This is a genomic window from Kosmotoga olearia TBF 19.5.1 (genome assembly GCF_000023325.1).
GTDB lineage: Bacteria > Thermotogota > Thermotogae > Petrotogales > Kosmotogaceae > Kosmotoga > Kosmotoga olearia.
Window position 1 is genome coordinate 1,900,083 of the sequence record NC_012785.1, and the last position, 25,510, is coordinate 1,925,592.

General features: G+C 41.6%; 29 protein-coding genes. 23 read left to right on the forward strand and 6 right to left on the reverse strand.

The genetic code is table 11. The features are described 5' to 3' along the window. Positions 1 to 9 precede the first annotated feature (9 nt). A complete protein-coding gene (locus KOLE_RS08950) occupies positions 10 to 1,353 on the reverse strand; it encodes a GntP family permease (protein ID WP_015869098.1) in 1,344 nt (447 codons plus the stop codon). Positions 1,354 to 1,504: 151 nt separating this feature from the next. On the opposite strand from KOLE_RS08950, the gene KOLE_RS08955 reads away from it, so the two are divergent. From KOLE_RS08955 to KOLE_RS09000, 10 genes are all read left to right on the forward strand, one after another. Continuing rightward, positions 1,505 to 2,743 carry a competence/damage-inducible protein A gene (locus KOLE_RS08955; RefSeq protein ID WP_015869099.1) on the forward strand — a complete coding sequence of 413 codons (1,239 nt, stop codon included), beginning with the start codon at positions 1,505 to 1,507 and terminating at the stop codon, positions 2,741 to 2,743. A gap of 331 nt (positions 2,744 to 3,074) precedes the next feature. Beyond that, positions 3,075 to 4,340 (forward strand): UDP-N-acetylglucosamine 1-carboxyvinyltransferase, encoded by a 1,266-nt coding sequence (gene murA / locus KOLE_RS08960; RefSeq protein ID WP_015869100.1) that lies wholly within the window; start codon positions 3,075 to 3,077, stop codon positions 4,338 to 4,340. A 9-nt stretch (positions 4,341 to 4,349) separates the two neighbouring features. Beyond that, on the forward strand, positions 4,350 to 5,300 hold the full coding sequence (locus KOLE_RS08965; protein ID WP_015869101.1) for a radical SAM protein: 951 nt from the start codon (positions 4,350 to 4,352) through the stop codon (positions 5,298 to 5,300). Beyond that, complete coding sequence (locus tag KOLE_RS08970; protein WP_015869102.1) at positions 5,297 to 5,653, forward strand: hypothetical protein; 357 nt, start codon at positions 5,297 to 5,299, stop codon at positions 5,651 to 5,653. The genes KOLE_RS08965 and KOLE_RS08970 overlap by 4 nt, the downstream gene beginning before the upstream one ends. Further along, positions 5,650 to 5,904: a hypothetical protein gene (locus KOLE_RS08975; protein ID WP_015869103.1), complete on the forward strand. Its 255-nt coding sequence runs from the start codon at positions 5,650 to 5,652 to the stop codon at positions 5,902 to 5,904. The genes KOLE_RS08970 and KOLE_RS08975 overlap by 4 nt, the downstream gene beginning before the upstream one ends. After that, on the forward strand, positions 5,901 to 6,173 hold the full coding sequence (locus KOLE_RS08980; protein ID WP_015869104.1) for a monovalent cation/H(+) antiporter subunit G: 273 nt from the start codon (positions 5,901 to 5,903) through the stop codon (positions 6,171 to 6,173). Before KOLE_RS08975 ends, KOLE_RS08980 begins: the two co-directional genes overlap by 4 nt. Before the next feature lies 1 nt (position 6,174). Beyond that, entirely contained in the window at positions 6,175 to 6,870 is a 696-nt protein-coding gene (locus KOLE_RS08985) for a hydrogenase subunit MbhD domain-containing protein (RefSeq protein WP_015869105.1), read from the forward strand. Then, positions 6,867 to 7,562: an MnhB domain-containing protein gene (locus tag KOLE_RS08990; protein ID WP_015869106.1), complete on the forward strand. Its 696-nt coding sequence runs from the start codon at positions 6,867 to 6,869 to the stop codon at positions 7,560 to 7,562. Before KOLE_RS08985 ends, KOLE_RS08990 begins: the two co-directional genes overlap by 4 nt. Further along, positions 7,559 to 7,921: a Na+/H+ antiporter subunit C gene (locus tag KOLE_RS08995; RefSeq protein WP_015869107.1), complete on the forward strand. Its 363-nt coding sequence runs from the start codon at positions 7,559 to 7,561 to the stop codon at positions 7,919 to 7,921. Before KOLE_RS08990 ends, KOLE_RS08995 begins: the two co-directional genes overlap by 4 nt. Then, entirely contained in the window at positions 7,918 to 9,351 is a 1,434-nt protein-coding gene (locus tag KOLE_RS09000) for a proton-conducting transporter transmembrane domain-containing protein (RefSeq protein ID WP_015869108.1), read from the forward strand. The genes KOLE_RS08995 and KOLE_RS09000 overlap by 4 nt, the downstream gene beginning before the upstream one ends. 587 nt (positions 9,352 to 9,938) lie before the next feature. Here KOLE_RS09000 and KOLE_RS09005 read toward each other — a convergent pair. Next, positions 9,939 to 10,790 carry a DegV family protein gene (locus KOLE_RS09005; RefSeq protein WP_015869109.1) on the reverse strand — a complete coding sequence of 284 codons (852 nt, stop codon included), beginning with the start codon at positions 10,788 to 10,790 and terminating at the stop codon, positions 9,939 to 9,941. A 164-nt stretch (positions 10,791 to 10,954) separates the two neighbouring features. Here KOLE_RS09005 and KOLE_RS09010 point away from each other — a divergent pair, with 164 nt between their 5' ends. From KOLE_RS09010 to KOLE_RS09075, 13 genes are all read left to right on the forward strand, one after another. After that, positions 10,955 to 11,935 carry a PhoH family protein gene (locus tag KOLE_RS09010; RefSeq protein WP_015869110.1) on the forward strand — a complete coding sequence of 327 codons (981 nt, stop codon included), beginning with the start codon at positions 10,955 to 10,957 and terminating at the stop codon, positions 11,933 to 11,935. Then, the gene (locus KOLE_RS09015; protein ID WP_015869111.1) at positions 11,925 to 13,343 is read left to right on the forward strand and encodes an HDIG domain-containing metalloprotein; all 1,419 of its coding nucleotides are present in this window, start codon (positions 11,925 to 11,927) and stop codon (positions 13,341 to 13,343) included. Before KOLE_RS09010 ends, KOLE_RS09015 begins: the two co-directional genes overlap by 11 nt. Continuing rightward, positions 13,324 to 13,761 (forward strand): rRNA maturation RNase YbeY, encoded by a 438-nt coding sequence (gene ybeY, locus KOLE_RS09020; RefSeq protein ID WP_015869112.1) that lies wholly within the window; start codon positions 13,324 to 13,326, stop codon positions 13,759 to 13,761. Before KOLE_RS09015 ends, ybeY begins: the two co-directional genes overlap by 20 nt. A gap of 31 nt (positions 13,762 to 13,792) precedes the next feature. Further along, complete coding sequence (locus KOLE_RS09025; RefSeq protein WP_015869113.1) at positions 13,793 to 15,034, forward strand: DUF1015 domain-containing protein; 1,242 nt, start codon at positions 13,793 to 13,795, stop codon at positions 15,032 to 15,034. After that, positions 15,031 to 15,738 carry a 2-C-methyl-D-erythritol 4-phosphate cytidylyltransferase gene (gene ispD / locus KOLE_RS09030; RefSeq protein ID WP_015869114.1) on the forward strand — a complete coding sequence of 236 codons (708 nt, stop codon included), beginning with the start codon at positions 15,031 to 15,033 and terminating at the stop codon, positions 15,736 to 15,738. The genes KOLE_RS09025 and ispD overlap by 4 nt, the downstream gene beginning before the upstream one ends. 242 nt (positions 15,739 to 15,980) lie before the next feature. Next, positions 15,981 to 17,317 (forward strand): IS3-like element ISKol4 family transposase gene (locus KOLE_RS09040; protein ID WP_148208028.1). Its coding sequence is split into 2 segments (ribosomal slippage): positions 15,981 to 16,380 and positions 16,380 to 17,317, totalling 1,338 coding nucleotides; the frame shifts between segments, so codons are not numbered across the junction. Between the two features lie 264 nt (positions 17,318 to 17,581). Further along, positions 17,582 to 17,908 carry a nucleotidyltransferase family protein gene (locus KOLE_RS09045; RefSeq protein ID WP_015869117.1) on the forward strand — a complete coding sequence of 109 codons (327 nt, stop codon included), beginning with the start codon at positions 17,582 to 17,584 and terminating at the stop codon, positions 17,906 to 17,908. Next, complete coding sequence (locus KOLE_RS09050; RefSeq protein WP_015869118.1) at positions 17,880 to 18,254, forward strand: nucleotidyltransferase substrate binding protein; 375 nt, start codon at positions 17,880 to 17,882, stop codon at positions 18,252 to 18,254. The genes KOLE_RS09045 and KOLE_RS09050 overlap by 29 nt, the downstream gene beginning before the upstream one ends. Before the next feature lie 491 nt (positions 18,255 to 18,745). After that, positions 18,746 to 18,997, forward strand: coding sequence for a (2Fe-2S) ferredoxin domain-containing protein (locus KOLE_RS09055; protein ID WP_015869119.1), 252 nt, complete (start codon positions 18,746 to 18,748; stop codon positions 18,995 to 18,997). A 5-nt stretch (positions 18,998 to 19,002) separates the two neighbouring features. After that, the gene (locus KOLE_RS09060; protein WP_015869120.1) at positions 19,003 to 19,494 is read left to right on the forward strand and encodes a PAS domain-containing protein; all 492 of its coding nucleotides are present in this window, start codon (positions 19,003 to 19,005) and stop codon (positions 19,492 to 19,494) included. A gap of 5 nt (positions 19,495 to 19,499) precedes the next feature. Beyond that, the gene (locus KOLE_RS09065) at positions 19,500 to 20,663 is read left to right on the forward strand and encodes a SpoIIE family protein phosphatase (RefSeq protein WP_015869121.1); all 1,164 of its coding nucleotides are present in this window, start codon (positions 19,500 to 19,502) and stop codon (positions 20,661 to 20,663) included. A gap of 11 nt (positions 20,664 to 20,674) precedes the next feature. Next, positions 20,675 to 20,908 (forward strand): NAD(P)H-dependent oxidoreductase subunit E, encoded by a 234-nt coding sequence (locus tag KOLE_RS09070; protein ID WP_015869122.1) that lies wholly within the window; start codon positions 20,675 to 20,677, stop codon positions 20,906 to 20,908. Continuing rightward, positions 20,905 to 22,341, forward strand: coding sequence for a 4Fe-4S dicluster domain-containing protein (locus KOLE_RS09075; protein WP_015869123.1), 1,437 nt, complete (start codon positions 20,905 to 20,907; stop codon positions 22,339 to 22,341). The genes KOLE_RS09070 and KOLE_RS09075 overlap by 4 nt, the downstream gene beginning before the upstream one ends. 114 nt (positions 22,342 to 22,455) lie before the next feature. Here the strand turns inward: KOLE_RS09075 and KOLE_RS11690 are convergent, their stop codons facing one another. The 4 genes from KOLE_RS11690 to istA form a co-directional block, all read right to left on the reverse strand. Then, positions 22,456 to 22,803, reverse strand: a complete 348-nt coding sequence (locus KOLE_RS11690) for an HAD-IA family hydrolase (RefSeq protein WP_255358905.1) — start codon at positions 22,801 to 22,803, stop codon at positions 22,456 to 22,458. A gap of 21 nt (positions 22,804 to 22,824) precedes the next feature. Beyond that, on the reverse strand, positions 22,825 to 23,040 hold the full coding sequence (locus KOLE_RS11695; RefSeq protein WP_201030057.1) for an HAD family hydrolase: 216 nt from the start codon (positions 23,038 to 23,040) through the stop codon (positions 22,825 to 22,827). 199 nt (positions 23,041 to 23,239) lie between these two features. Next, the gene (gene istB / locus KOLE_RS09085) at positions 23,240 to 23,962 is read right to left on the reverse strand and encodes an IS21-like element ISKol3 family helper ATPase IstB (RefSeq protein WP_015869124.1); all 723 of its coding nucleotides are present in this window, start codon (positions 23,960 to 23,962) and stop codon (positions 23,240 to 23,242) included. After that, positions 23,959 to 25,434, reverse strand: coding sequence for an IS21-like element ISKol3 family transposase (gene istA / locus KOLE_RS09090; RefSeq protein WP_015869125.1), 1,476 nt, complete (start codon positions 25,432 to 25,434; stop codon positions 23,959 to 23,961). The genes istB and istA overlap by 4 nt, the downstream gene beginning before the upstream one ends. Positions 25,435 to 25,510: the final 76 nt, after the last annotated feature.

Genomic DNA, 25,510 nt, shown 5'->3' on the forward strand with positions numbered 1-25,510 from the left:
CGCCTCCAATTATAAAACTCCAAGGCTTATTATCCATACCAGCACCGCAGCCGTCAACCCTTCAAGCAGGGTGCCCAGGGTTTGCAACCTATAACCAAGTTTAACATCCATACGTGAGAACTGGGTAACAACCCAGAAATAACTATCGTTAGCGTGTGAAACAACCATGGAACCAGCACCGATTGCTACAACGACAAGTGCTTTAGCTACCGTTGAGGTAAATCCAAGAGGTTCCATAAGTGGTGCCATCAGCGATGCCGTTGTGATGATAGAAACCGTAGAAGATCCCTGTGCCGTCTTGATACCGGCAGCGATTATGAAAGGCAGCCATATGCCAAGATTGGCTCTTGCAAGGGTATCTCCTATGACTTTAGCTATTCCAGAATTTTGGAGAACTTTACCAAAGGCACCGCCCGCAGCAGTGATCATGATTATAATAGCGGCATTCACCAGAGCTTCTCCTACCCAACCGGATGTGGAAAGCATTTCTTTATCCAGTTTTTTTGGCAGGGTGAATGCAATGAGTATACCGATCATCAATGCGGTTACTGGATGTCCGATAAAGCCGATTAACTGCCTGAAGGCGCCATCGCCAAAAGGTCTTGTTGGAAAATCGGAAATGGATTTTAGTAGAATGAGAATTATGGGAACAACTATTGGAAGGAAAGCTTTAGAAGCGCTGGGTGCCTCTTTCATTTTTGCAGCTATATTTTCTTCTGTAAGCTCGGGTTCTGGATCGATCTTTATCCTTTTCCCTGCTCTCACGGCAAAAAGCCACCCTACTAGTAGTGCTGGAATTGATACTAAAAGTCCCCAGAGTATTACCACTCCTAAATCCGCTCCAAGTATTCCTGCTGCTGCTATCGGTCCAGGTGTTGGTGGAACCATCGTGTGAGTCGCGTAGAGACCTAGACTGAGCGCAATCGCACTGGCAGCAAGGGATATACCGGCTCGCTTTGTGAGTGCCTTATTCAGCGGACTGAGAATAACAAAGCCAGAGTCGCAGAAGACCGGTATAGAGACTATATAACCTATGATGCCCATAGCAAGCGGGACATTCTTTTTCCCGGTTACTTTCAGGACGCTTTCGGCCATTGTATAAGCACCGCCGGATTTTTCAAGAAAGGTTCCTATAATCGTTCCGGCGACGATGACAATTCCTATTGCTCCTACTGTGCCTCCGAATCCCCCGGTAATGGAAGAAATTATATCAGGTAGCTTCATTCCTGAAAGCAAACCGAATCCAAATGCAGCGAATAGCAGGGCCAGGAAAGGATGTAATTTCCATCTGACTGTCGAAATGATGATGAAGAATATGGAGAGGAACAACAAAATAACCAACCAAATTCCCATAATCTCACCCCCTGATATAGAATCACTCTCATATTCTAGAATAAAATAGTTAGAATTACTGACTATTTTGAGGATGAGAAAACAAAAGCTATGAGTTAAAATCGTAAAAGAAAAGGAGCAATAGCCGGAAAATGAAAGGAGATGGGAAAATATGAAGGCTGAAATCATCTCAGTAGGTACTGAGCTTTTACTTGGAGACATTCTTAACACAAATGCGCAATATCTTTCAAAAAAACTCGCAGAGCTGGGTATTTTCCTTTACAGGCAGACGGTAGTGGGCGACAATATGGATAGGATTCTTCAGGCTTTTGATGAAGCTTTTAAGCGCAGTGAGCTTGTAATAACAACAGGTGGGCTCGGACCTACTCAAGATGATCTCACGAAAGAAGCTGCGGCTAAGTTTTTTTCAAAAAAACTTGTTTTGCATAAACCCACATTGCAGGCGATAAAGGATTATTTCAAAGGTAGAGAGGAATACTTAACAGAGGGAAATCTGAAACAGGCATATATTCCTGAAGGTGCTATCGTCCTCGATAATTTCTATGGTACCGCGCCTGGATGTATTATCGAGGATTCCGGGAAAATACTAATCATTCTCCCGGGACCGCCTAAGGAAATGGAACCGATGTTTGAAACGGCTGTTATGCCATATCTTATGAAACTCCAGAATTGTGTGCTCTATTCTAAGGTCCTGCGAGTCTTTGGAATGGGTGAATGTCTTGTTGTTGAGAAGATCAAGGAGATAATTGAAAATCAGGACAACCCGACCATTGCTCCTTATGCTAAGGAAGGTGAGGTCCTTCTCAGAATAACAGCTCGAGCAGATAACAAAGAACTGGCTGAGGGAATGATAGCCCCTATTGAAAAGCAAATCCGGGAAAAACTTGGAGAATACATCTATGGTGTGGGTGAAGAAAGCCTGGAGGAGATTGTGGTAAATCTTTTAAGAAAAACAGGACTGACTATCTCCACGGCTGAATCATGCACAGGTGGGCTTGTTGCATCGAAGATAGTCAATGTTGCGGGAGTATCAAAGGTTTTCATGGAGGGAATAATTGCATACAGCAATGAGGCTAAAGTCAAAAGACTTGGCGTGAAAAAAGAAACTCTATCTAAATTCGGGGCTGTCAGTGAAGAAACGGCTATTGAAATGGCTTCTGGTATTGCGAAGAGTGCCGGAACAGACATTGGGCTCTCAATTACTGGAATAGCAGGACCAACCGGTGGTACACCTGAAAAGCCTGTTGGCCTTGTTTATCTCGGTCTCTATGTAAACGGTAAAACAGCGGTTAAAAAACTTCAGCTGGGAGGAGACAGGAATAAAATAAGAAACCGTGCGGCGATGTTTGCGCTCGATTTTGTGAGAAGAGCGCTGTTGCCCTTAGTTTGAAAGCATCGTTGAAGATTTTCGATGGTAGACCGCATGCGTTGTTAATTGTTGTTTTACTTCCGATAAACGTTGTGATTCTTAACAAAAATGTGGAGTTAACAATTCGGATTTAGAATGAAATAGAAAGTACGACCCCCCTATCCCCCTTAAGATAGACCCCCCACATTATCCGCCGGATCGTTGATCCGGTTTTTTTTTAAGGAATTTGCGGAAAAGTTATTTACTATAAAATCATGGTATAGGGCAGCTTTTCAGTTTTCCATGTTAGAATGATATTGGATGGAATAGTGGCTTTAATCGTTCTTATCAGCTTTGAATGGAGGGAATTAAGTTGAGTGAAATTGTCGTAGAAGGTGGCAGGAAATTAATCGGCGAAGTACCAATCAGCGGCTCAAAAAATGCGGCACTTCCCATTCTGGCAGCTGCCGTTATGATAGATGAACCGGTTGTATTGGACAATGTACCGGAACTCAAAGATGTTTTCACAATGCTAACCATTCTCCAAAGAATCGGGAAGAAGGTGTCTTTCAGGGATAATAGGGTTGTTGTGGAACCGGGGAATGTTCTTATGGGAGATGTCCCTTACGAATTGGTTAGGATGATGAGGGCTTCTTTCAACGTTCTTGGCCCGCTGACAATGGTATGTGGATGGGCGAAAGTTGGGAAGCCGGGTGGCTGCAATATAGGTCAAAGACCAGTGGACTTTCACATTGAAGGTTTGAAGGCTTTAGGATTTTTGATAAAAGAGGAACATGGTGATGTCATAGCGAAAAAACCCTCGAGTTTTAAGGAAGAACTTTATTATAAACTGCCTTTTCCGAGTGTTGGTGCTACGGAACAGTTAATGACCGTAGCGGCACTCATGTCAGAAAGTAAGACGATAATAGAAAACGTCGCCAGAGAACCTGAAATACAGGACCTTCAGAATTTTCTCAACAAAGCAGGTGCGAAGATTAAAGGTGCAGGAACCGATAGAATAGAAATTGAGGGTGTGGAGAAACTTCATGGAATCGAGTATCACATTATACCCGACAGAATAGAAGCGGGAACTTATTTACTTGCAGGTGTTTCAACCAGAGGCAGAGTGAAAGTCTCAAATGTGATACCGGAACATCTCGAAGCCTTGCTGAAAGTGCTGGATGAGCTTGGAGTAAGTATAACTTGCGATAAAAATAGTATAGAGGTTTCTGTTTCTGGCGAGCTAAAGCCAATTCGTGTTTCCACGGCACCTTATCCTGGTTTTCCAACGGATTTGCAGCCAATGCTCACAGCTGTACTCTGTACAGTTCCGGGAGAGTCGATAATCGAAGAGAAGGTTTTTGAAAACAGGTTTGGTTATGTAGATGAGATGAACAGAATGAGTGCAAATATAAAAGTCATGAACAGGGTCGCTCATATAGTAGGAGTAGAAAAACTGAGTGGAGCCCAGATATATGCACCCGATATAAGGGCGACTGCCGGCATGCTTATTGCAGCTCTTTCAGCAGAAGGTCAAACAGTGATAAAGAATGCAGCGCATATATTTAGAGGCTACGAAAAATTGAAAGAAAAATTTACCACGATAGGGGCACAGATAGAGGTATATCCTGAGGAGTGAAGCGATTAGATGAAGTACCCGGTGTATTTAGAAAAGGTTGAGAACGGATATCTTGATTCGCTCATAGAAACCGTTGAAAAAGAACTGGATGCCTGCACGCTCTGTCCGAAAAACTGTCGGGTTAATAGAAATGCTGAAGTTACAGGTTACTGTAAACAGCAAAAAAACCCGAGAGTTTCCAGTGTTGTGCTTCATTTTGGAGAGGAGCCACCGCTGGTAGGAGAAGGAGGAGCCGGAGCGGTATTTTTCAGCGGTTGTTCGTTGGGATGTGTCTATTGCCAGAATTTTGGATTCAGTCAAAACAACACTGGTAAGGATTTTACTTTTGAAGAACTTGGTGAGATGTTTTTAGAGATTCAAAAGGAAGGGGCGGAAACTCTTGATCTGGTTACTCCTACGCCAAATCTGCCTGGAATACTGAAAGCTTTAAAGTACGCCGTTGAAAAAGGGTTTAAGCTTCCGATTGTTTATAATACCAGTGGTTATGAGAAGGTTGAAACGCTCAGGTTACTTGAAGGAATAGTCGATATTTACTTGACGGATATACGTTATTGTGATGATGAGATAGGGAAAATTTATTCAAGAGTTCCGGATTATTGGAGCGTCACTAAAAGGGCTGTTAAAGAAATGTTCAGACAGGTTGGGGCTTTCAAGGAAGTTGACGGAATGAAGCGCGGAGTCATTATCAGGCATCTTGTGTTGCCAAATGGGATAGCGGGTACAGGAGAAATGGCAGAATTTGTTGCTTTCGAACTTTCGCTTTCCGTTCCAATATCCCTTATGTCCCAATACAGACCGGTATATAAAGCAAAGGAGTATCCAGAGATATCCCGTAGGATAAGTGTTGAGGAATATGAAAATGCCCTGGATATTCTTGAAGCCTATGGATTAACTGGCTGGATGCAACATTTTGAGAGCAAGGAACCTTTTAGGGCTAAACCGTTGAGGAGGAGAATATGATTTTTTCCCTTTCCTTTTTGATCTGGATGATGCTAGAGCCTTCGCTTAGTTCAGACAATCTATTTTTTGCCCTTCTTTCCGCAAGCATTTCCTGGCTTGTTGGTCGAAAAGTCATCCCGAAGGGAAACGGTTTCAAGGTGCTAACAAAGTTGGTTTTCAAATATCCGGTGGCGGTTTTTCAGGCTTTCAGATTGCTTTTAACCCGACAGCTTTTTTCAATTACAGAAACAGTCTCACCGGATAACAGGATAGATGAATTCGGAAAAATTGTCTCTATAACACTAACACCTGAAGAATTGGTTGTGCACAAAGACAGGAACAAACTTATCATCCATGGGGTGAAAGAAAAATGATAACCTATACGGCGCTTGGCGTTACAGTTTTTTCTGTTTTGATCCTTTTCCTATATTCCAGAGACAGAAATCCCTGGAAGCTTCTCGTTGCTTATTCGTCGATAACCGTGAAAGTACTTGTGCTGCTCCTTTTTTTGGGGCTTTTGTTTGAAATCAGATATCTGTCTGAGATAATCCTTATTTTTCTTTTCTTAAATGCTGGTGGAACGATAATAGCCGCGTACTTTTTGGGAGTGAGGAACAGCAAATGAGAATACTTGCATTTCTCTTTTTCTTCAGTGGATGTTTCCTTGTTTTAATTGGTACTTTAAGAGCCATATTTGCTCATGGCATAGTTCAGGCATTGCATTTTCTTGGGGCTTCTGACACGGTTGGACTTAGCTTATTAGCTCTTTCGGCTTTCTTTTTCGGGCTTATATCATTTCTTGAAATGCTGGTGTTGATAGGAATACTTGTTGTTTCCGGTCCGGTAGTTTCTCATGTTATCAGCAGGGCTTTTTTAAGTTCCCGGAGGAGATAGAATGCTCTTTGCCGTACTAATTTTCTCATCGCTTTACCTTCTGGCAGCGTTGGCTATTGTTGGCGCGAAAACAAACTTCAAAGCAGTTATATGGTACGGGATTCTCGGTTTCTTTTCTTCTGTGATGATGCTTTTACTCGGAGCTCCTGATGTTGCGTTAACCCAATTTACAGTCGGTGTTACTCTTGTTATCCTTGTTTATATCATGGCAATCCGAAAACAGCGAAGGGTCAGGGTGGGTTACATTTCCACTCCGTACATGATCTACAAGCGTAATGAAGACCTCGACGGACTGGAATGGGAAATTATCTCCAGAATACAGGGGCTTGAAGGGTATCATATAGAACCCTTTGAGTTTGAGAATGTTCAAAAGGCACTTGAAGCTCTAAAAGCGGGAACGGTTGATATAGTTTGTGGCGGTTTGACAGATGAAAGCGTGGAAGATGCGTGGTTTTTTGTGAAAATTCCCTATCTTAAAACCATATTCTTCAAACTTGGAGATAAGGAGGTAGATTACCTTCACCTCAAATCTCTAAGAACTACTGAGGAGAAGGTTGAGGCTGTTCCTACACGAAAAACGCATTATGTCTTTCTGCTGGCTGAGACGGCTGAAGATTTGAAGAACTTTGTGATATCTGATCTGAAGGAGCTTGAAGCAACAGGGGAGCTCAAAAGGATAGTGGAGAGGTATCTATGAATCTGAAAAAAATTGCTGCGGTCATTCTTGTGGTTTATATTTTTACTCTGTTTATTTTTCAGATTGATTTTTCAGCCACAAAGGCTGCTGAAGCGGTTGAAGGGAAAATAGAAACCCTCGTGGAGAAAGTAAGAATCCCAAATACGGTTACCTCTGTTTATCTTCAATCGAGGGTTTACGATACCCTTTTTGAAGTGCTTGTTTTTTCGGTTGCTGTTGTTGGTGTTACGAGTATGCTGAAATCTGAACCCAAGAGCGAAATATCCGAACAAACGGTTTTTGGAACGGCCGAGGTATATAGCTCAGGTATTGTTGCCATTTCCATCACAGTCTTCCTTTATGTGGTTCTTAATGGGCATCTGTCGCCTGGAGGAGGTTTCGCAGGTGGAGTAATACTCGCCAGCAGCATAGTGCTTTATGGAGTTTCCTCGAACTTTATAAGGGCGTTATCTCACTATGAGAATATGCGTGTGAAGATCATAGAAAACCTTGCGTTGATAATCACCCTTTCTATTATGACAATGTGCGTCACTTTCCCCGATTTTATCCTTGCTATAAATGAGAAACAGAGCTATGGTGGCATTCTCAGCGGAGGGGTAATTCCGCTGGTAAATCTTTTGGTTGGGATCAAAGTCTATGCGGGTTCCTGGAAAATGACGAGTGAATTTGTCGTGAGAAGGGGGACATTATGATAAGTGAGGTAGCCATATACACCTCGTTGATCGGAGCCTTTCTGGGAACATTGGGCATGCTTTTGACGCCCAATTTGATAAAAAAGATACTGGCTCTTGGTATCGTAGAAACCTCCGTCACGCTTTTCTATACAGCGATATCTTCGAAAAGCGGTACCAGTGCGCCGATAATCCCCTATTTGCCTATCGAGAGGTTGCGGTATGCTGATCCTGTACCTCAGGCAGTGGTAATAACCAGCATAGTTATAGGTTTTACAATTTTGAGTTTATTGCTCGTTTTCACCATAATGCTTCACAACAGGTATCATACCGTTGATGTAAATCTGATAGAAAAGATTCTCGAAGGAGAGGAGAAATGATACTTTACATAAGCCTTATTCCGCTTTTTCTCGGTGGCCTATCGCTTATACTTAATCGTTATAGAAAAATAACCATAACCTTGACGTTCGTATCCTTGATATCTTCAGCATTAATACTGATCCTCAATATCGGTAACAGTTACGAGACAGTGATAGGAAATTGGGGAACGTTAGGTATATCCATAGGATACGATGAAATAGCTTTGCCTTTCCTTCTTGCTGTAGTGGTAGTTCTTTTTGCTGTAACTTTGAATTCCCTTCACAAGGATTATGATGGAATTTTTTATGCTCTCATAACCTTGCTTTTGGGCTCATTGAACGCGGTTTTTATAACGCGGGATCTTTTCAATGTATATGTTACCTTTGAACTTGCGTCGATAATAAGTTTCATATTGATAGCTTATGGTAGGAAAGGAAAACAGATCTGGGCTTCGTTGAAATATATGTTAATATCAGCCCTTGGCTTTAATTTCTACCTCATCGGAATAGGGCTCGTTTACATGCGAAACGGGACCTTCTCTTTTTCCGCTATGGATAACATGGATAAACTACCCGCTATGCTTATATTTGTGGGCCTTTCCGTAAAATCGGGTTTGTTCTTGCTTTCAATGTGGCTTCCGGATGCGCATGCCAACGCCATAACTGAGATTTCTCCCATACTTTCCGGATTAATGGTCAAAATAGAGGATTACCTTGTAATACGTTTTCTCCAATACAGTTCCTTTGAATGGCTCAGGGGAGTTTACCTCATAGTGGGATCCGCCAGTGCCGTTGCTGGTGTGATCTTTGCGATGAATGCCAGGAAGGCGAAGAATATTCTGGCTTACCATACATTTTCGCAGATCGGTTTCATAATTGCAGCGAGCAACATCGCCGCGGCATGGCATGCTTTCAGTCACGCTGTTTTTAAGGGACTTCTTTTCATGACAGCAGGAAACATCTATGAGAGGCTTGGTACACAGAATATAAAAGAATGGAACGGGAAGGTACGCCTGAGGGAATATATCCCCCTTCTCGTGGGATCAGCGGCAATCGCTGGTGCACCCTTAACATCCGGTTTCGTCACCAAGAACGGCATAATGGATTCCATCGTGGGGCCGGCAAAATATCTCCTGGTGATAGCTTCTGTTGGAACGGTAATCAGCTTCGCTAAATTTGTCTTTATACGCACATCAAAAGAAAGAACTCAACTGCCATGGAATGTTATGCTCGCTTATGCCATCATGATTTTCACGATATTTGCTCATGGGATAATAGAATTTGACTCACATTATGTTTTAGATGCCTTAGTGATGATCGCAGCTGGAATTCCGTTGTATTTCATGGTAAGAAAATCCTTCAGACCTTTACCCAAAACCTTCGAAAGGCTTGACAATGCTTTACTGATTTATCTCATATTCTTCGCGATAATGCTGACGTTTATTATTTGAGAGGGTAAAATCCGAGAGTCGAGAAACCGAGAAGGCTGCTACGCAGCGCTCCGAATCCCTTCGGGATTGCTACGACCGGCTGCGCCGGTGACACGAACTCCTGCGGAGTTGTTCCGAACCACTTCGTGGTTGAAAAGCAGGACGCTTGCAAAGGCTGTCAGCTGATGGAGCGACGCTTGCGAGGCTGAGGCTTGCGACGCTGTCATTCTTTAGAAGACAACGGATAACTGTCATTCTGGAAATGTTTAATCCAGATCTTAACCCCCACTGTCATTCTGGAAATGTTTAATCCAGAATCTTCTCCGCTCACCGTCATTCTGGAAATGTTCTATCCAGAATCTTGTTTTCCCAAGTGCGAGATCCTGAATCAAGTTCAGGATGACGGGTTAGGGGTGTTCAGGATGACGGGTTCTGTTTATAAAGGGCGAAGCCGGACACAGCGTCTGCAAGCACCTATTATTTCCCCACTCCGAAGGAGTGCTCACCCCTGACGTAGTCAGGCTTACCCCCAGCGCAGCTGGGCTCACCCACGCGAAGCGTGCTCACCAGTCGCACAGCGGCCCTCTCGGATTCTCGGATCTCGATTCTTAATATCTTTCCTTCTCCCTCCATTCTGTAATAAGCGCGATTGCAGAGGGTCCAAGGTGTGTTACGACAACGGGCTCTGGTTCGGTTATGAAAATCTCGGCTCCTTTGAATCTTTCCGCTAATATTTCTTCCAAGTATTTTGCGTCATCTTCTCTATTTACATGTAGAATAGCGATTCGCTTGATTTCTTTTCCTGCCATAGGAGTGGTGGCTCTTTTAATCAATTCAGCAAGTAAGCGTTTGTTTCCACGGACGCTACCAACTGGAACGAGTTCCCCATTTTCTACTGCAATGACCGGTTTTACGTTCAATATGTTTCCCATCAGAGTCTTTGCTTTTCCTATTCGGCCACCTTTGTACTGGTAATTTAGAGAACCCACGGAGAGATACAATCTTATATTTTTATGGAATTCTTCGGCATACTTAACGAGCTCATCGAGACTTTTTCCCTGGTCTATCATTGACTTCAAATTCATTACGAGGAAACCCAGCGCGTAATTTGTCAGTTTTGAATCGACGATGCGTATATTTATATCCAGCATAGAAGCCGCGATGGAAGCTGAATCAAAGGTTCCGCTGAGCTTTGCTGAAATCACAGGTACGATAAGCGCATCGTATTCCGTTGATAACTCTCTGAAAACCTCATAAAAATCTTGTGGACTGGGTTGAGAGGTCATTGGCAGAATTTTAGCATTTTCCAGTTCTTCGTAGTATGTTTTCTTATCGATCTCAGTTGCTTTGTAATATTCTCCCCCTTTTTGTATGTAAAGGGATACAACTCTTACTTTGAGTTTTTTTAATATATCTTTTTCAAGCCCGCAAGTGCTATCAGTCACAATACCGATTTTCATTTTCTATCACCTCCACAAGGTATGTTGCAATGGGGTGCCAGAGGAATTTAGCACATAATCGTTCGATTTTCGTACGCCAATACAGTCAATGCTGTTCGGAAACTGTACATAACAGGAGAATGCTGTATAATTTCAATGTATCAAATCCATAAGGAGGCGATTAGTTGCCAGTAAGAAAAATAACGATTCCTCACGATGTTGAGATTAGAGAGCTTTTTGGGGAGTACGACAGAAAAGCCAAGTATCTTCAGGATAGGTTCAAGGTAAAGTTATCCATAATAGGTAATGAAGTTTGGATCAAAGGCGAGGATGCAGAAAACCTGGATATGGTGGAAGAAATAGTAAATGAATTGATAGAAATGAACCGTGACGGTCATTTGATAGATTGGAGAGAGTTTGAGTACATGGTTGAGCAACATCAGATTCACGGAAAAGGTTCATCAGAGTTTAAAGGATACTATCGTGAGGTTAAGAATTCCACGTTGGTGGCAAGTCGGGTAAAAGCAAAGACCGTTGGTCAAAAACATTATCTTGATTCCATGAGAAAAAATGAAGTTGTTTTTGCCATAGGGCCCGCGGGAACAGGAAAAACTTATCTTGCTGTGGCGATGGCTGTTGATTTTTTGAGATCGGGAAAGGTCCAGAGAATAATTTTGACCCGACCTGCGGTAGAGGCAGGGGAGAGGTTAGGGTTCCTGCCCGGAACGCTTATGGAAAAAGTGGATCCCTATCTCAGACCGCTCTACGATTCACTTATAGATATTTTACCCGTTGATAGGTTGAGCTATTACAAAGAGCAGGGAATTGTTGAAGTCGTGCCCCTCGCCTACATGCGTGGTAGAACTTTGAACAATTCTTTCATAATACTTGATGAGGCTCAGAATACAACGTATCAGCAGATGAAAATGTTCTTAACCAGAATAGGGTTCAATTCAAGGGTGGTCGTTACCGGTGATATAACGCAGATAGACTTAGAAAGCAGTGGAGATTCAGGTCTTGTTATCATTCAAAAGATTTTGAAGGGAATTCAGAGTGTTGACTTCGTTTACCTTACGGAGCATGATGTTGTTAGAAATCCAATTGTGAAAGAGATCATAAGAGCTTACGATGTCTATGAAAGAGAGGCAAAGGAAAATGATCGCTGAAAACTCCGTGGGTTTTTTACGTAGATTACGAAAAAGCCTTTCGCTGGATAGAGTAACGAATCTTCTGTTACTTCCGGTAATGATCGCTTTGCTCAGCAGGGTTTCTTTTTTCTCTTTACCGGATAACAAATTTACTTTTTTCATTGGTGCCATCGTTTTCTGGTACATACTTGTCGAGGGGTCATTTGAATCCAATCATTTTTTCAGACTTCATAGAAGTTATCGCTATACTGTTTTCATGATTGTGAGTATAGGTGTTTTCGTAAATTCCTTTATTTCAGTAGTCGTGCCCTCGGAATTCTCGCTGGTAATAACCCCTATCTTTCTTGGGACGGCCACCGTTACGATTTTAGTTGGCTATGAGGTGGGAATTGCGACGGGTTTGTTTATGGCTTACCTTTCTGCTTTTTCTATTGGAACCATTGAGAGTTTCGTAATCTTTTCCACGATTGCTCTCATCAGCACATTGACGACCAGAAATATACTGAGAAGGATAAATATTGCCCGGGCTGGATTCGAAACTGGTATTATCTTCGCTTTGATCCTCTTTGCACGTTCGTTTTTTGAGGTCAAATTGAGTTTGCTGCAGCTCGTGATCTCTTTCTTCAACCCTGTTTTTTCAGCAATAATAGTAATCGGGATACTACCGTATATAGAATACGCAAGCAGAATATACTCGAATATAGGTCTTCTGGAGCTGGGGAATCTATCCCACCCCCTTTTGAAGAGCCTGTCTTTAAGCGCGCCGGGAACGTATCAACACAGCGTTTCAATCGCGAACCTCGCTGAAATCGCGGCAGAAGAGATAGGTGCGAATCCTATACTTGCAAGGGTTGCGGCGTACTTTCACGATATAGGGAAATCTAAAAGACCTCAATATTTCACCGAAAACCAGCGTGGATTGAATCCCCATGAAAGCCTTAGCCCTTCTATGTCAAACCTTGTAATTAACGAGCATGTAAAATTAGGCGTCGAATTGGCGAAAAAGTACAGGCTTCCAATACTAGTCGAAGATGTCATTAGGGAACATCACGGTACGCGGATTAAGAAATATTTCTATCACAAGGCGAAAACCTCTGGTGAGGATAATCCCGATTCCTTTAGATATCCTGGTCCCAAACCGAGGTTCAAAGAGTCGGGAATAATAATGCTTGCAGACTCTGTGGAAGCCGCTTTTAAGAGTTTGAAAGATCCGACGCCCGGAAAGATTCAGGAACTGGTAGAAGAGGTTGTTAACGGGATATACAATGAACGACAGCTCGACAAGAGCGGTTTGAATCTCGAAGATCTTGAAAAGATCATAGAAGCTTTTACTCGAGTCCTCATAAGTATGAGTCAGGCAAGGATAGAATATCCAAAAGAGAAGGTTGAAAAGGTGGTAAGAATCAATGAAAATAATCATAAATAATGCTACAAGCAAGGAAGTTGATACAGACAGATTAAAAGAATTGATCGTGAAAATATTGGAAAGTGAATTGGACGAATTACCAGATTCAACTTTGAATGTATTGCTCACAACTGATGAAGAGATGACTTATTACAACGAAACTTACAGGCATAAAAAGGGTCCAACGGATGTTCTTTCCTTCGAATACGGACTGGATGATCCAGAAGCGGTAGGAGATATAGTGATTTCTCTGGAAACGATAGAGAAGCAGGCAAAAGAGTTCGGGAACACCTTTCAGGAAGAGCTTTCACTTATGCTTATACACGGGGTTTTGCATATACTTGGTTACGATCATGAAGGAGATGAAGAAGAGGCAAAAATAATGTTTGAAAAACAGGAAGACTACTTCAATAAATACGGTAAGAACATCTCTATATAAAACAGCTAAGTAGTTCGAAGGAGGGATAATCTTGTCAGTAGTACGTCCATTTAGAGCAGTAAGACCAAAAGCCGAGCTCGTTGAAAAAGTGAACTGTCCTCCCTACGACGTGGTTAGTTATGAAGAGGCAAAGGAATATGGAAAGACTCCGGAAAGTTTCATGCACATCATCCGTGCGGAGATCGATCTTCCAGAGGGAACACCTCATTACGGAAAACCTGTTTATGAAAAAGCGCGTGATAACCTGAGAGAATTCATTGAAAAAGGAATTCTCGTTCAAGATGACGAACCGCGGTACTACATTTATTGGCAAAAGATGGGAGACCACGTTCAGATAGGTGTTGTTGGATGTGCATCGGTTGACGAATACCAGAAAGGTCTCATCAAAAAGCATGAACTCACAAGACAGGACAAGGAAGATGATAGAGCCAACCATGTTTATACGGTTGGAGCGAATACCGGTCCTGTGTTCTTAACTTTCCGCTCTACCGGGAAATTTGACAACCTTCTTAAAGAGCTCGTCGAAAAGCTAACCCCAATTTATGACTTTACTGATGAAAATGGTGTAATTCACAGAGTGTATCCTGTAAAAGAAAAAGAAGACATAGAAAAAGTAGAGAAAGCTTTTGAAGAGATTCCCGCTCTCTATATAGCTGATGGTCATCACAGAGCGGCATCTGCTTCCCGCGTCAGGGAAATGATGAAATCAGAAAACCCAGCTCATACGGGTACGGAAGAATACAATTTCTTCCTTTCCGTTATATTTCCTCACAGTCACCTTCAAGTTCTTGATTACAACAGAGTTGTTAAAGATCTGAATGGGCTCAGCAAAGAGGAATTCCTTGAAAAGATTGGTGAAAAGTTCGAGGTTTCAGAGGCACCTGAGGCTCCGTACAAGCCCAAGAAAAAACATGAATTTGGAATGTACCTTGACGGCAAATGGTACGTTTTGCGAGCTAAGCCCGGTAGCTTCGATGAAAATGATCCTGTGAAAAGTCTGGATGCTTCCATACTTCAGGAAAATCTGTTGCACCCGATACTCGGCATTGAGAATCCCAGAAAAGATCCCAGAATTGATTTTATAGGTGGAATTAGAGGACTTGGCGCACTTGAAAAGAGGGTTAATGAAGGTTGGGCAGTAGCTTTTTCAATGTTCCCAACATCGATTGATGAGCTCATGACGGTGGCGGATAAGGGCATGATAATGCCACCAAAATCCACATGGTTTGAACCAAAACTCAGAAGTGGACTCTTCGTGCATTTGTTGAAATGAGAATAAAGGTAGCGGCCGTCATAGTTGCTGGTGGTAAGGGAACACGCTTTGGCGCGAATGTTCCTAAACAATTTATCAAGCTTGAAGGAAAGGAAATATTTGTGAGATCCGTGGAAATCTTCCACGGGTCTCCTTTTATTTCACATACAGTTCTTGTGATGAATCCAGACTGGATTGACAAAGCAAAAGAGATTCTTTCTTGTTATGAATTGGATGATGTCGTAGTAGTTTCTGGTGGTGAAACACGTCAGCTGTCAGTATTGAATGGTCTTAAAGCTCTTGAGCCTGTCAAACCTGACATTGTGATGATTCATGATGCGGCACGCCCGCTTTTCGAGAAAAATTGCATTCCTAAAATTATTGCTTCAGTTGAACCCGAAATTGGTGTTGTTGTAACTGAACCCGCAAAAGAAACTCTATATATCGTAAAAGATGGTTTTGTGGAGAAAGTTCCGGACAGATCTTTTTACTGGCACGCTAAAACCCCTCAGAGTTTCTTCTTCGCAGAAATTCTTGAAGCTCATCTTCACGCACTGGAACAGGGAATAACCAACGCTACCGATGACTCTCAGCTTTTCCTCAGAGTTGGCAAAAAAGTAAAAATTCTTGAATGTGGCGGGAAAAACCCTAAAATAACTACTGCTCAAGATTTGGCAGAAGCTTCGTGTGTATTAAAATTAAATAAACCGAGATCCGAGAATTGAGAAACCGAGAACCGGTAGCTGCTGCGCAGCGACAAGAATCCCTTCGGGATTGACACGACCAGCTACGCCGGTGTTACGAACTCCTTTGGAGTTGTTCCGAACCACTACGTGGTTGATAAAAAAACGTTGTGGGTTGTGCGTTGTAGGTTGTACGTGACAATCGACATATTTACCCCCTAAAAGGATTGGACAAAAGAAGCCCAACAGCATAGAATAAAGGAAAGAAAAAGGGGGTAAAAGGAATGAAAGGAAAAACACCGCGAAGATACAGTTCAGAATTCAAAATCAAGTTGGTTAAGGAGTATTTAGGAACAAACAAGAGTTACACAGAATTGGGAGTCGAATATGATGTGGATGCTTCACTTATCATGAGTTGGGTAAAGCGCTACGAAAGATACAAAGAAAATGCATTCCAGCCTCCGAAAAGGAAGCCTTCATTCATAGCAGATGAAAGCAAGATACCCGCTTTTCTTAAAGAAGAGCTCGGCCTGGATAAGATAAAGGAACACAGTGATGATCCTGAAGAAATAAACGCCGAATTGGAAAGATTGAAATTGGAACTTGCTGAGAGAGACCTGAGAATAAGAATACTCAAGGAAAAATTAAAAAAAACGAACATGGAAGAGAACCAGGGAAAAAAGTAACAGATATTACGATCCTCTGTATTGCTAATAAGTACATAAATTGGGGGTTTCGTGTAAGCTTCGTTCTTGAAGTTTTAGAGATACCAAGGAGTAGCTATTACAGGAGCAAGAATCCGGGCTTTTTCCTGAAAGGCAGGAGAGGAAGAAAGGAAAGAGGTTATGCCTTTAATGTTTTTGGAGGTATCACAAAAGACGAAGAGATAGAAAAACTGCTGCTGTGGTTTAATGCGATCGAATCTCCTTTACAAGAGGAATATTATTTGAAGTACATGGGTTCAAAAAAGATAGCCAGATATATCCGGAACGTATACGGAATCATAGTAAATCACAAGAAATTGCACCGACTCAGGAAAAAGCTCGGACTTGTTGGGAAGTACAAAAGGCGTGAAAGGCATCCATACACTCGAAGCCGTTCAATAACAGTGACAAAAGCGAACCAATTGTGGGAAGCGGATATAACATTCGTAAAAACACGTGAAGATGGGAATGCAGCGATACTGAACATAATAGACGTGTATGACAGAAGCATAGTGGGAACATATGTAGGTAAAAGCTGCAAAAAGGAACATTTCATTCAATTAATGAAAATAGCGATCACAAAAAGAGCAAAACCACAAATAATAAGAACGGATAACGGAAGCCAATTTAAAGCATTAGATACGGGAATATACATGAATGAAGAAAATATAATCCATGAATTTGGAATAGTAAGGAATCCGGATTCGCAAGCATTTATTGAATCGTCATTCTCTTCTTTGAAAAGGGAATTCGTAAGAAACAACGAATTCAAGAATCTTGAAGACTTGTGTGAAAAACTAAAGGTATATCTGTCTTTTTACAACAACCTGAGACCTCATGGGTCATTGAAATACCAAACACCAAGATACTATACTGAATTCTCCAGCCAAAACGAGCCTGTGTACGTAAATCCTTGATGTTGGTCTGTTTTTGTCCAATATTTGGGGGTCAAGCCGTCGAGAACCATTAATGTAGGGGTACAGCATGCTGTGCCCTTTAGTCAGCGGTGTAGCCACTCCAGGCATCAATCAGCGAAGCTGATTCCCAGCATCAATCGCTAAAAGCGATTCCAAGCGTCATTGCCAAGGGCAATCCCAGCATCTTCCTTTTGAATTTGACTTCTGAATGATAGAATAGCACCAGAAGGTTATAAAGCGTGAATTTCGCACAAGGTGATAAAAATGGAGAAATTTTATAAAAAATTTGGTTTAAGTGGGGAACTAATTTGCCAGATCATTCGGCTAGTTGTGGATTTTTGCGACCCGGAAAAAATTTACCTTTTTGGATCCAGGGCCAGGGAGGATTTTAAGCGTGCGTCTGATATTGATATCGCTGTTGAAGGAGCCAAAAGGGAGATTGTAGGTCTAAAAGAATTGCTGGAAGAAGAAGTTAGGACGTTGCTTAAATTCGATGTTGTTGATCTTTCAAAAGTAAATGCGTATCTGAAGGAAGAAATCTACAGAGAAGGGATAGTTATATATGAAAAGATTCAAGCAAATAGCCAGTGATTACAAAAGAGCATATGAAAGGCTGAAAGAAGCGGCTGATACTGCAAAAACCACTCTGGAAATCGATGGGACTATTCAAAGGTTTGAGTTCACCTTTGAGCTTTCATGGAAACTTATCAAAGCATATTTGGAAAAGGAAGGTATTATATGCAATAGCCCACGAAAATGTTTCAAAGAAGCATACAAGTTAGGAATTATTGAAAACGAGGATACATGGCTTGAAATGATTGACGATAGAAATCTAACAGTTCATACATATGATGACAAAACTTCTCGAGCGATTTTTGATCGAATCAAAGACCATTATGTGATAGAACTGAAAAAACTTCTTGAGTTGGATGGATAGTTATGGTGAGACAGCTGAAGTGTTGAGCTGTGCGCTGCTTTGCAGCGGAAACGAATCCCTCCGGGATTGCTACGAACTCATGCGGAGTTGACTCGAACCACTACGTGGTTGTTCCGAACCGCTTCGCGGTTGGGAAAAGCAGTCATTCTGGAGATGTCCTATCCAGAATCTGGGTTTCTTAAGTGCGAGATCCTGAATCAAGTTTAGGATGACAGGTGGGGGTATTTAGAATGACGAGTTCTGTTTATAAAGAGCGAAGCCAACACAGCGTCTGCAAGCCTCGGTTGTGCGGCGGTTACCGGATCTCGGATTTCCTTTCTTGGTTTTCACGTACAACCCACAACGTACAACCTACAACGTTTTTTTGGTTCTCGACTCTCGGATTCTTGAAATCTCGGATCTTATACAGCTCTACTAATTTTCTTAATAATAAAGACATGTTTAGAGGATAGAATTAAATTGTGAAAAAAATCACATGGAGGGTGCGTATTATGGAAATCAAAGTTTGTATGGGTAGCGCCTGTCATATAAAAGGTTCTCCAAACATCGCAAAGAAGCTTCAAGTCTTACTCAAAGAAAAAGGACTTGATGGAAAAGTCAGCCTTAAGGGATCCTTTTGTATGGGACCTTGCAATAAAGGGGTTGTAGTGTCCGTGGATGGTAAGGTTTTCTACCACATATCCGAGGACAATGTGGAAGAATTTTTCTTCAAAGAAATTTTGAAAAGAGGTGAAGAGGTTTGACCTCAATGAGAACGATCTGGGAGATTCTCTGGGATTACGATCCCAATGCTCTTGTGGTTGTAGATGAAAAGTTCAAGATTCGGATAGTAAATCCAGCCTTCAGAAAACTTTTCAAGTTTCATGAAGATGAGCAGATTGTGGGAAAGCATCTGAGCGAGATTTTCGAGGATGTCAAGGTTTTTGAAAAGGTTAGAGATGAAAATACTGTCATTAAGAATCAAAGGATGTACTTTCCCAAATATGACTTGAATGTGAACGTTGTGATATTCCCTATTCCTGAAGCCAAAATGATTGCAGCTATACTCATTGATATGACCTCAGAGATAGAACGGGAGAAAAAATCTCTGGAATTGAAAATGAAAGCCGCGGAACAGGTGCAGGCTGTTGTTGATAAACAGATGCAGATTGCTCAGGAAATAGCTTCCATACTTGGTGAAACGGTTGCAGAGACTAAGGCTCAGCTTATTAAGCTCAGGGACCTGATTACCCGGGAGTGATTGCGTTGCCGATTAGGGCAGGGGTGACAGTTAAACAACTGAATAAATATGGAGAAGAACTTTGTGGTGATACGGTAAAGATTAAGAAGATTTCTGGTGCGACTATCGTAGTCCTTTCAGATGGTTTGGGAAGCGGAGTTAAAGCGAGGATACTTTCTTCCCTGACATGTGAGATAATCGTCACGCTTTTCGAACAGGGAATAGATTTAAAAGAAACGGTACATACTCTTGCTAAAACGCTTCCTGTGTGTAAAGTACGAGGAATAGCCTATTCAACCTTTACGATATGTATTGTTAATGAAGATGGCGAGGTTCGTATAATAAATTACGATGGCCCACCGCCTGTGATTATAAAGCGTGGTCAATTGATAGATCCGCGAACTTTAGGAGCCTATAAAAACATTGAAGGCAGGAAGATTCTTGATGTTCGTTTTAAAGGAGACCCCGGAGACGCGATTTTCATGATGTCTGACGGTGTTTTACATGCAGGCCTTGGAAACCTTATGAACTTTGGGTGGGGTTGGGAAAACGTCGCAGAATACCTGCGAAAAGCCTTTGTCAAATATGATTCCTCCAGGAAAGCTGTGGAAAATGTGATGGAACTTACCAACAATTACTACGGCGGACAGCCTGGAGATGACTCAACACTTGTTGGAATAAGAATAAAGGAAAAGAAGAATTTGGTGATATTTACCGGTCCGCCCCTTGATCCAGCGATGGATAGCTACGTTGTCAACCGCTTCCTTTCCCATAAAGACGCAACAAAGGTTGTGTGTGGCGGAACAACAGGAAATATTGTTGCCAGAGAGTTAGGACAGGAAATAGAGGTTGACCTTTCGACAATGCTTGATGACGTTCCTCCAGTGGGAAAGTTGGAAGGAGTTGATCTTGTCGCTGAAGGTGTTCTCACATTGAAAAAAGTGATAGCCATTCTTAAGAAATATGGTGTGGATGCTGAGAGCATCCCTCATGGCAAGGATGGAGCCACCCTGATGGCGAGGATGCTAGCAGAAAGTGAAGAAATAACTCTAATGGTTGGCCAAAGAATAAATCCATTTTATCAGAATCCTTCTCTTCCCTTTGACATGTCAGTAAGGCATAATCTTATTACTGAGCTCGTTTCAATTCTAGAAAAAGCCGGGAAGAAAGTTACGGTCGAATATTTTTAGGGGGTGCCATAATGAAAGTCAAAGTATGTGTCGGAACGATGTGTCATTTGATGGGAGCCAGTGAAATATTGACTGTGATACAGGAAATCGCCGATAATGATCCCAACATAGAATTAGTTGCTGTAACGTGCCCAGGATACTGCCATGTCGGGAAAAAGCCTCCAATAATAGAAATAAATGGTCAGGTATATGAGAATGTCACTGTTGAGAGCGTCTACCATATATTGAAAGAGGTGGACAAATGAGAAACGTAATAACAACAGAACTTACAAAACTTAGAAGGCAAATTTATATCAAACTGCTTCAGAAAATAATTTCGGGTAAGTACAACGAGATTCCCAAGATATCGAAAGAAATAATCAAAGAGGGAAGCATCCCGCAAGGTCAAGATGTTTACAAAACAAAGATAACGATTGATGAAACAATCAAGATTATTCTCGGGACGGATTATTCTAAAACCAAAGATCTGGAGCTATATGAGCTAATACCGGAAATGGAAGCGATACTCAAAGGTGAAAGTCCCTTAATGAACAAAAGCGGGAAAGTTATAAATATAATCAGGGAAATATGTGATGGATGTCCACTACCGAGTTATCATATCACAGACATGTGCCGTAATTGTTCGGCGAAATACTGTATAAATAGCTGTCCGAGAAATGCCATTCCAATTGTTGACGGAAAACCAAAAATAGATTCGGAAAAATGTGTCGGTTGTGGACTCTGTGCGAAGAACTGTCCTTATGGTGCCATAATAAAAATTCAACGCCCGTGTGTTTCAGCATGTGCCGTTGGCGCTACATACTCAGATGAAAATGGCTTTGTTTTAATTGACGATGAAAAATGCGTTCAGTGTGGAGAATGTGCGGTAGCATGTCCCTTCGGGGCAATAGTTGAAAGCTCTTCGATCGGTCAGGTCGCTGTCAGGCTTGGAAAAGAACCGATGGTGGCCATATTTGCCCCGGCTTCAGTGGCACAGTTTGGACCAAGGGTCTCGCTTGGTCAATTCAAAAAAGCCCTCAAAGAAGTGGGCTTCGTTGATGCTTTTGAGGTTGCCATTGGAGCGGATATGGTAGCCAAAGAAGAAGCGGAATATGTGGAAGAGAATCTTGAAAGGCTTGGGTTCATAACCACTTCCTGTTGTCCGGCTTTCAAAAGAATGATAGAAACGAGATTTCCAGAACTTGTCGAACATATTTCGCCTTCCCTTTCTCCAATGCACATGCTTGCTAAAAAGATTAAGGAAGACTATCCAAACGCCAAGGTTGTTTTTATAGGACCATGTATAGCAAAGAAATATGAAGTTACCCTTCAACCATATACCGATTATGCACTGACATATGAAGAAATTGCCTCCATATTTGCGGTTAAAGGGATAGAACCAGCAAATGTAGAAGAGGAAGAACTCAATAACGCAACTCCTTATGGAAGACTGTTTGCTACCTCTGGCGGAGTGGCTGAAGCAGTTAAAAGCTTCGCAAACAAAGAGTTCGAAACAGTTGTCTGTTCAGGGTTAAAAGAGTGCATACAAACATTAGAAAAAGCAAAAAAGGGCGAAGTAAAAGGATTAATTGAAGGAATGAGCTGTGAAGGTGGCTGTATTTCTGGAACAAGAGTGATGGTAAATCCTCGAATCGCAATGTCAAACCTGAAAAGGCTCTTCAAAGTTGAGGAAACTTGATTATTTTACTTTCAGGATAATTTACAAAAAGGCTGGCATACTTGGCGGATGTCAGCCTTTCTATTTTTAAGACGAAGGGTCATTTTAAAGAAATTAACGATATTATTTATGCCCCTAGTTTAGAAGTTTATATTTGTTGGAAAGAATTCTTCTCAAGGATTGTGCGTCGGAGAAGACAATCCCGTTTATACCAATAGAATTTGCAGCTTCAACGTTTTTAGGTGAATCATCGATTAAAATACATTCGGAAGGCTCAATTTTTTCTGAATCGAGAATATACTTGTAGAAGTTTATATCTGGTTTTGCGTAACCAATGACGTTAGAAGCATAAACTTTCTGAAAAATGGAATAATCGCCTCTATTAATATGCACTTTATAATGAGAATCAATAGTATTCGTCCCGAGCACCACACGGATTTTCTGTTTAAGTTCGTGAATAATATCCACAGTTTCCGGGTTTATGTTGGGTTTGAAAAAGGTTACCTATAAATCTTCTTTGATTTCTTTGCCATAGTTTTTTGAGAAGCTTTTCCAAAAGTCTTCCGTGGAGAGTTTGCCTTTTTGGAGAAGCGCAAAATTTTCTTGACCGGCAAACTTAGTGAATTCTTTTTCTTTAATACGAAGATATTTGGAGATAAAAGGAACTACGGCTGTATTGTATGCTACAACTCCACCCATGTCAAAAATGCAAAGCTTCATAAAATTCCTCCTTAAAAAAATACGATCAAAAACTACCTTTGGTTATATAAAAATGTATAGGCAAGAAAACTCAAATATATAGCTGAAGACAGCAATATTTAACCAATAAAAATGCCTATTTGTAATGTCAAGAATGTTTTTGGCAATATAAAAATCCAGCGTTTGGAAAAATAAAAAACCAGCACCCGGGGTAAAAAAATTAAGTCTTAATACTCGAATGTTCCAATCGGTAACTCTTGCCTGCAAATACGAATAAATGGCAATGGTGAATCAATCTGTCTATTATGGCACTGGTGAGTTTCTCATCGTAGAATATCCCATTCCATTTGCTGAACTCAAGGTTCGTTGTGATTATTACGCTGTTCCTCTCATATCTTTCCGCAATCACTTGAAACAAGAGTTGCGCTCCTTCCCGGTCTAAAGGTATGTAACCCCATTCGTCGCATATGAGCAAATCTGTCTTTCTGAGTGTCTTCAAGAACCTCTTCAATGTTCCGTTGCTTTTTGCTTCCACAAGTTCATTTACCAGTGTGGCCGTTCTGTAAAATCTGACTTTCTTTTCCCGGTTACAAGCTGCGATACCTATGGCTGTTGCCATGTGTGTTTTTCCTGTTCCTACAGGGCCATACAGTATTAGGTTCTCTTTCTTTCCCAGAAACCTCCCTTCTTGTAATTCTTCCAATGTTATACTCTTGGGTATCTGTACGTTTTCAAAACTGTAGTCTTCGAAGGTTTTCATTACCTCGAAATTCGCCTGTTTTAGATAACGATTTTTACGTGATACCCGTCTGTTTTCAATCTCCAGCTTCAGTAGTTTCACCAGGAATTCCTCGTTGGTTTCTGCCTGTATCTTTTGGTAGTTTTCCACTATACTTTTTCCCAATCTCAGTTCTTTGCAGTATTGAGCGATGAGTTCTTTCATTTCCTTTCACCCACCAGGGCATCGTATTCTTTAAAATCGGTTGTATATGCTTGTAATCTCGGTACTTCGTTCCCTGTTTCAAAAGGTGATGGTTCTTCCTGGATCAACCGTCGGTACGATAGGAATATCGTCTCAGCAGTGCAACGTTCACTATTCTGGCTTATCTCCAGTGCATATCTCGCGGTTTCCATATCTGTTTCACGTAGCATTTTGACCAGCAATTTCAGGCTGTTTTTCTTTTCCTGGTAATCACAGGATTCAAAGTATTCTTGCCAAATAGGAGATAATTCCCTGTAAAATCCTGTGTATTTCAACGCACGCGGTCTTCTGCTTAATGTCTCAAGGTATGGATACCAATTCAGAGATTGGAGGTTGTGTCCGTATAACCTGGGATGTTTTACGAGCACTTTGTAGTCTTCATCCAGTATCTCTATTTCCGATGCCCCTATCTTCAACCACACTTCTGTTTCAGTATGTTTTGGTGACACGGAGTATCTGTTGTTTTCAAAACGAAGCATCCCATACTTGTCTGTCTTTGCTTTCTGTACCCTGGAAATATCCAGAGGTTTTTCGTTGAGTAGGAGCATCTTTTTCTTTTCTTCTAAAAACAGTTCTTTAATGCTCTTTTCCTTTCGGTAATGGGGTCTTTCCATATCTTTCTCCGAGAGGATTAAGAGCTCTTTGTTGTAATCTTCAAGATTCTCTATCCTGGGTATGGGAACAAAGAAGTTCCGCCTGTTATATCCAACCTTGTTTTCCACATTGCCTTTTTCATTGCCACAACCAGGATTACAAAACACAGGTTCAAAACCATAATGTTGACAGAATCTGTAAAACTTCTCCGTTACCTCCCTTTCCCCTCCATCCAGAATTTTTTTCACCACGGGAGATAGGTTGTCGAACCATATACGCCGAGGAACCTTTCCAATATGTTCGAATATGTTCTTCAGCCCCTCGAGCAAACATTCAAGGTTTTCCCCTCTAAACAGTTGAAAGTATCCCCCGTTGCTGTATGGAAAAGAAAGATTCAGATAATGCAGCGTCGTTCCCTTACCCTTTTCAATGAACTCAGCCTGTCCAAAATCTGCTTGAGCTTCACCACCAGGATGGTCAAGAGGTAAATAACCTTCGTTGGAATACAATTCCTTCTTTTTCTTTCTCACATATGCTCTTACCGTACGTTCGCTGAGCGGAAAATTCGGATATTCCTCACATAGTCTCTTGTAAATCCTTCTAGCAGTATGACGTTGTTTTGCCTTTACCTTTTTATCTTCTTCCAGCCATTCATCTATTTTGGGCTTGTACGGATCGAGCTTGGAAGTCCTCTTTCTACGTTGAACATACTCGTTGAAATCATCCATTTCGTCATATTTCTTCACCGTTCTGAAATCGTGGCCAGTTTCGTTGGCTATATTTCTTAGCGACTTCCCTTTAAATTCACGTAGATATTTGATATGATGTACCTGGATCATTGTCAGCACTCCTTTCTAACCCCCTTTAACTGTTTTGGTGTGCAATTAAAGGGTAATGGATTTTCCGGATGCTGGC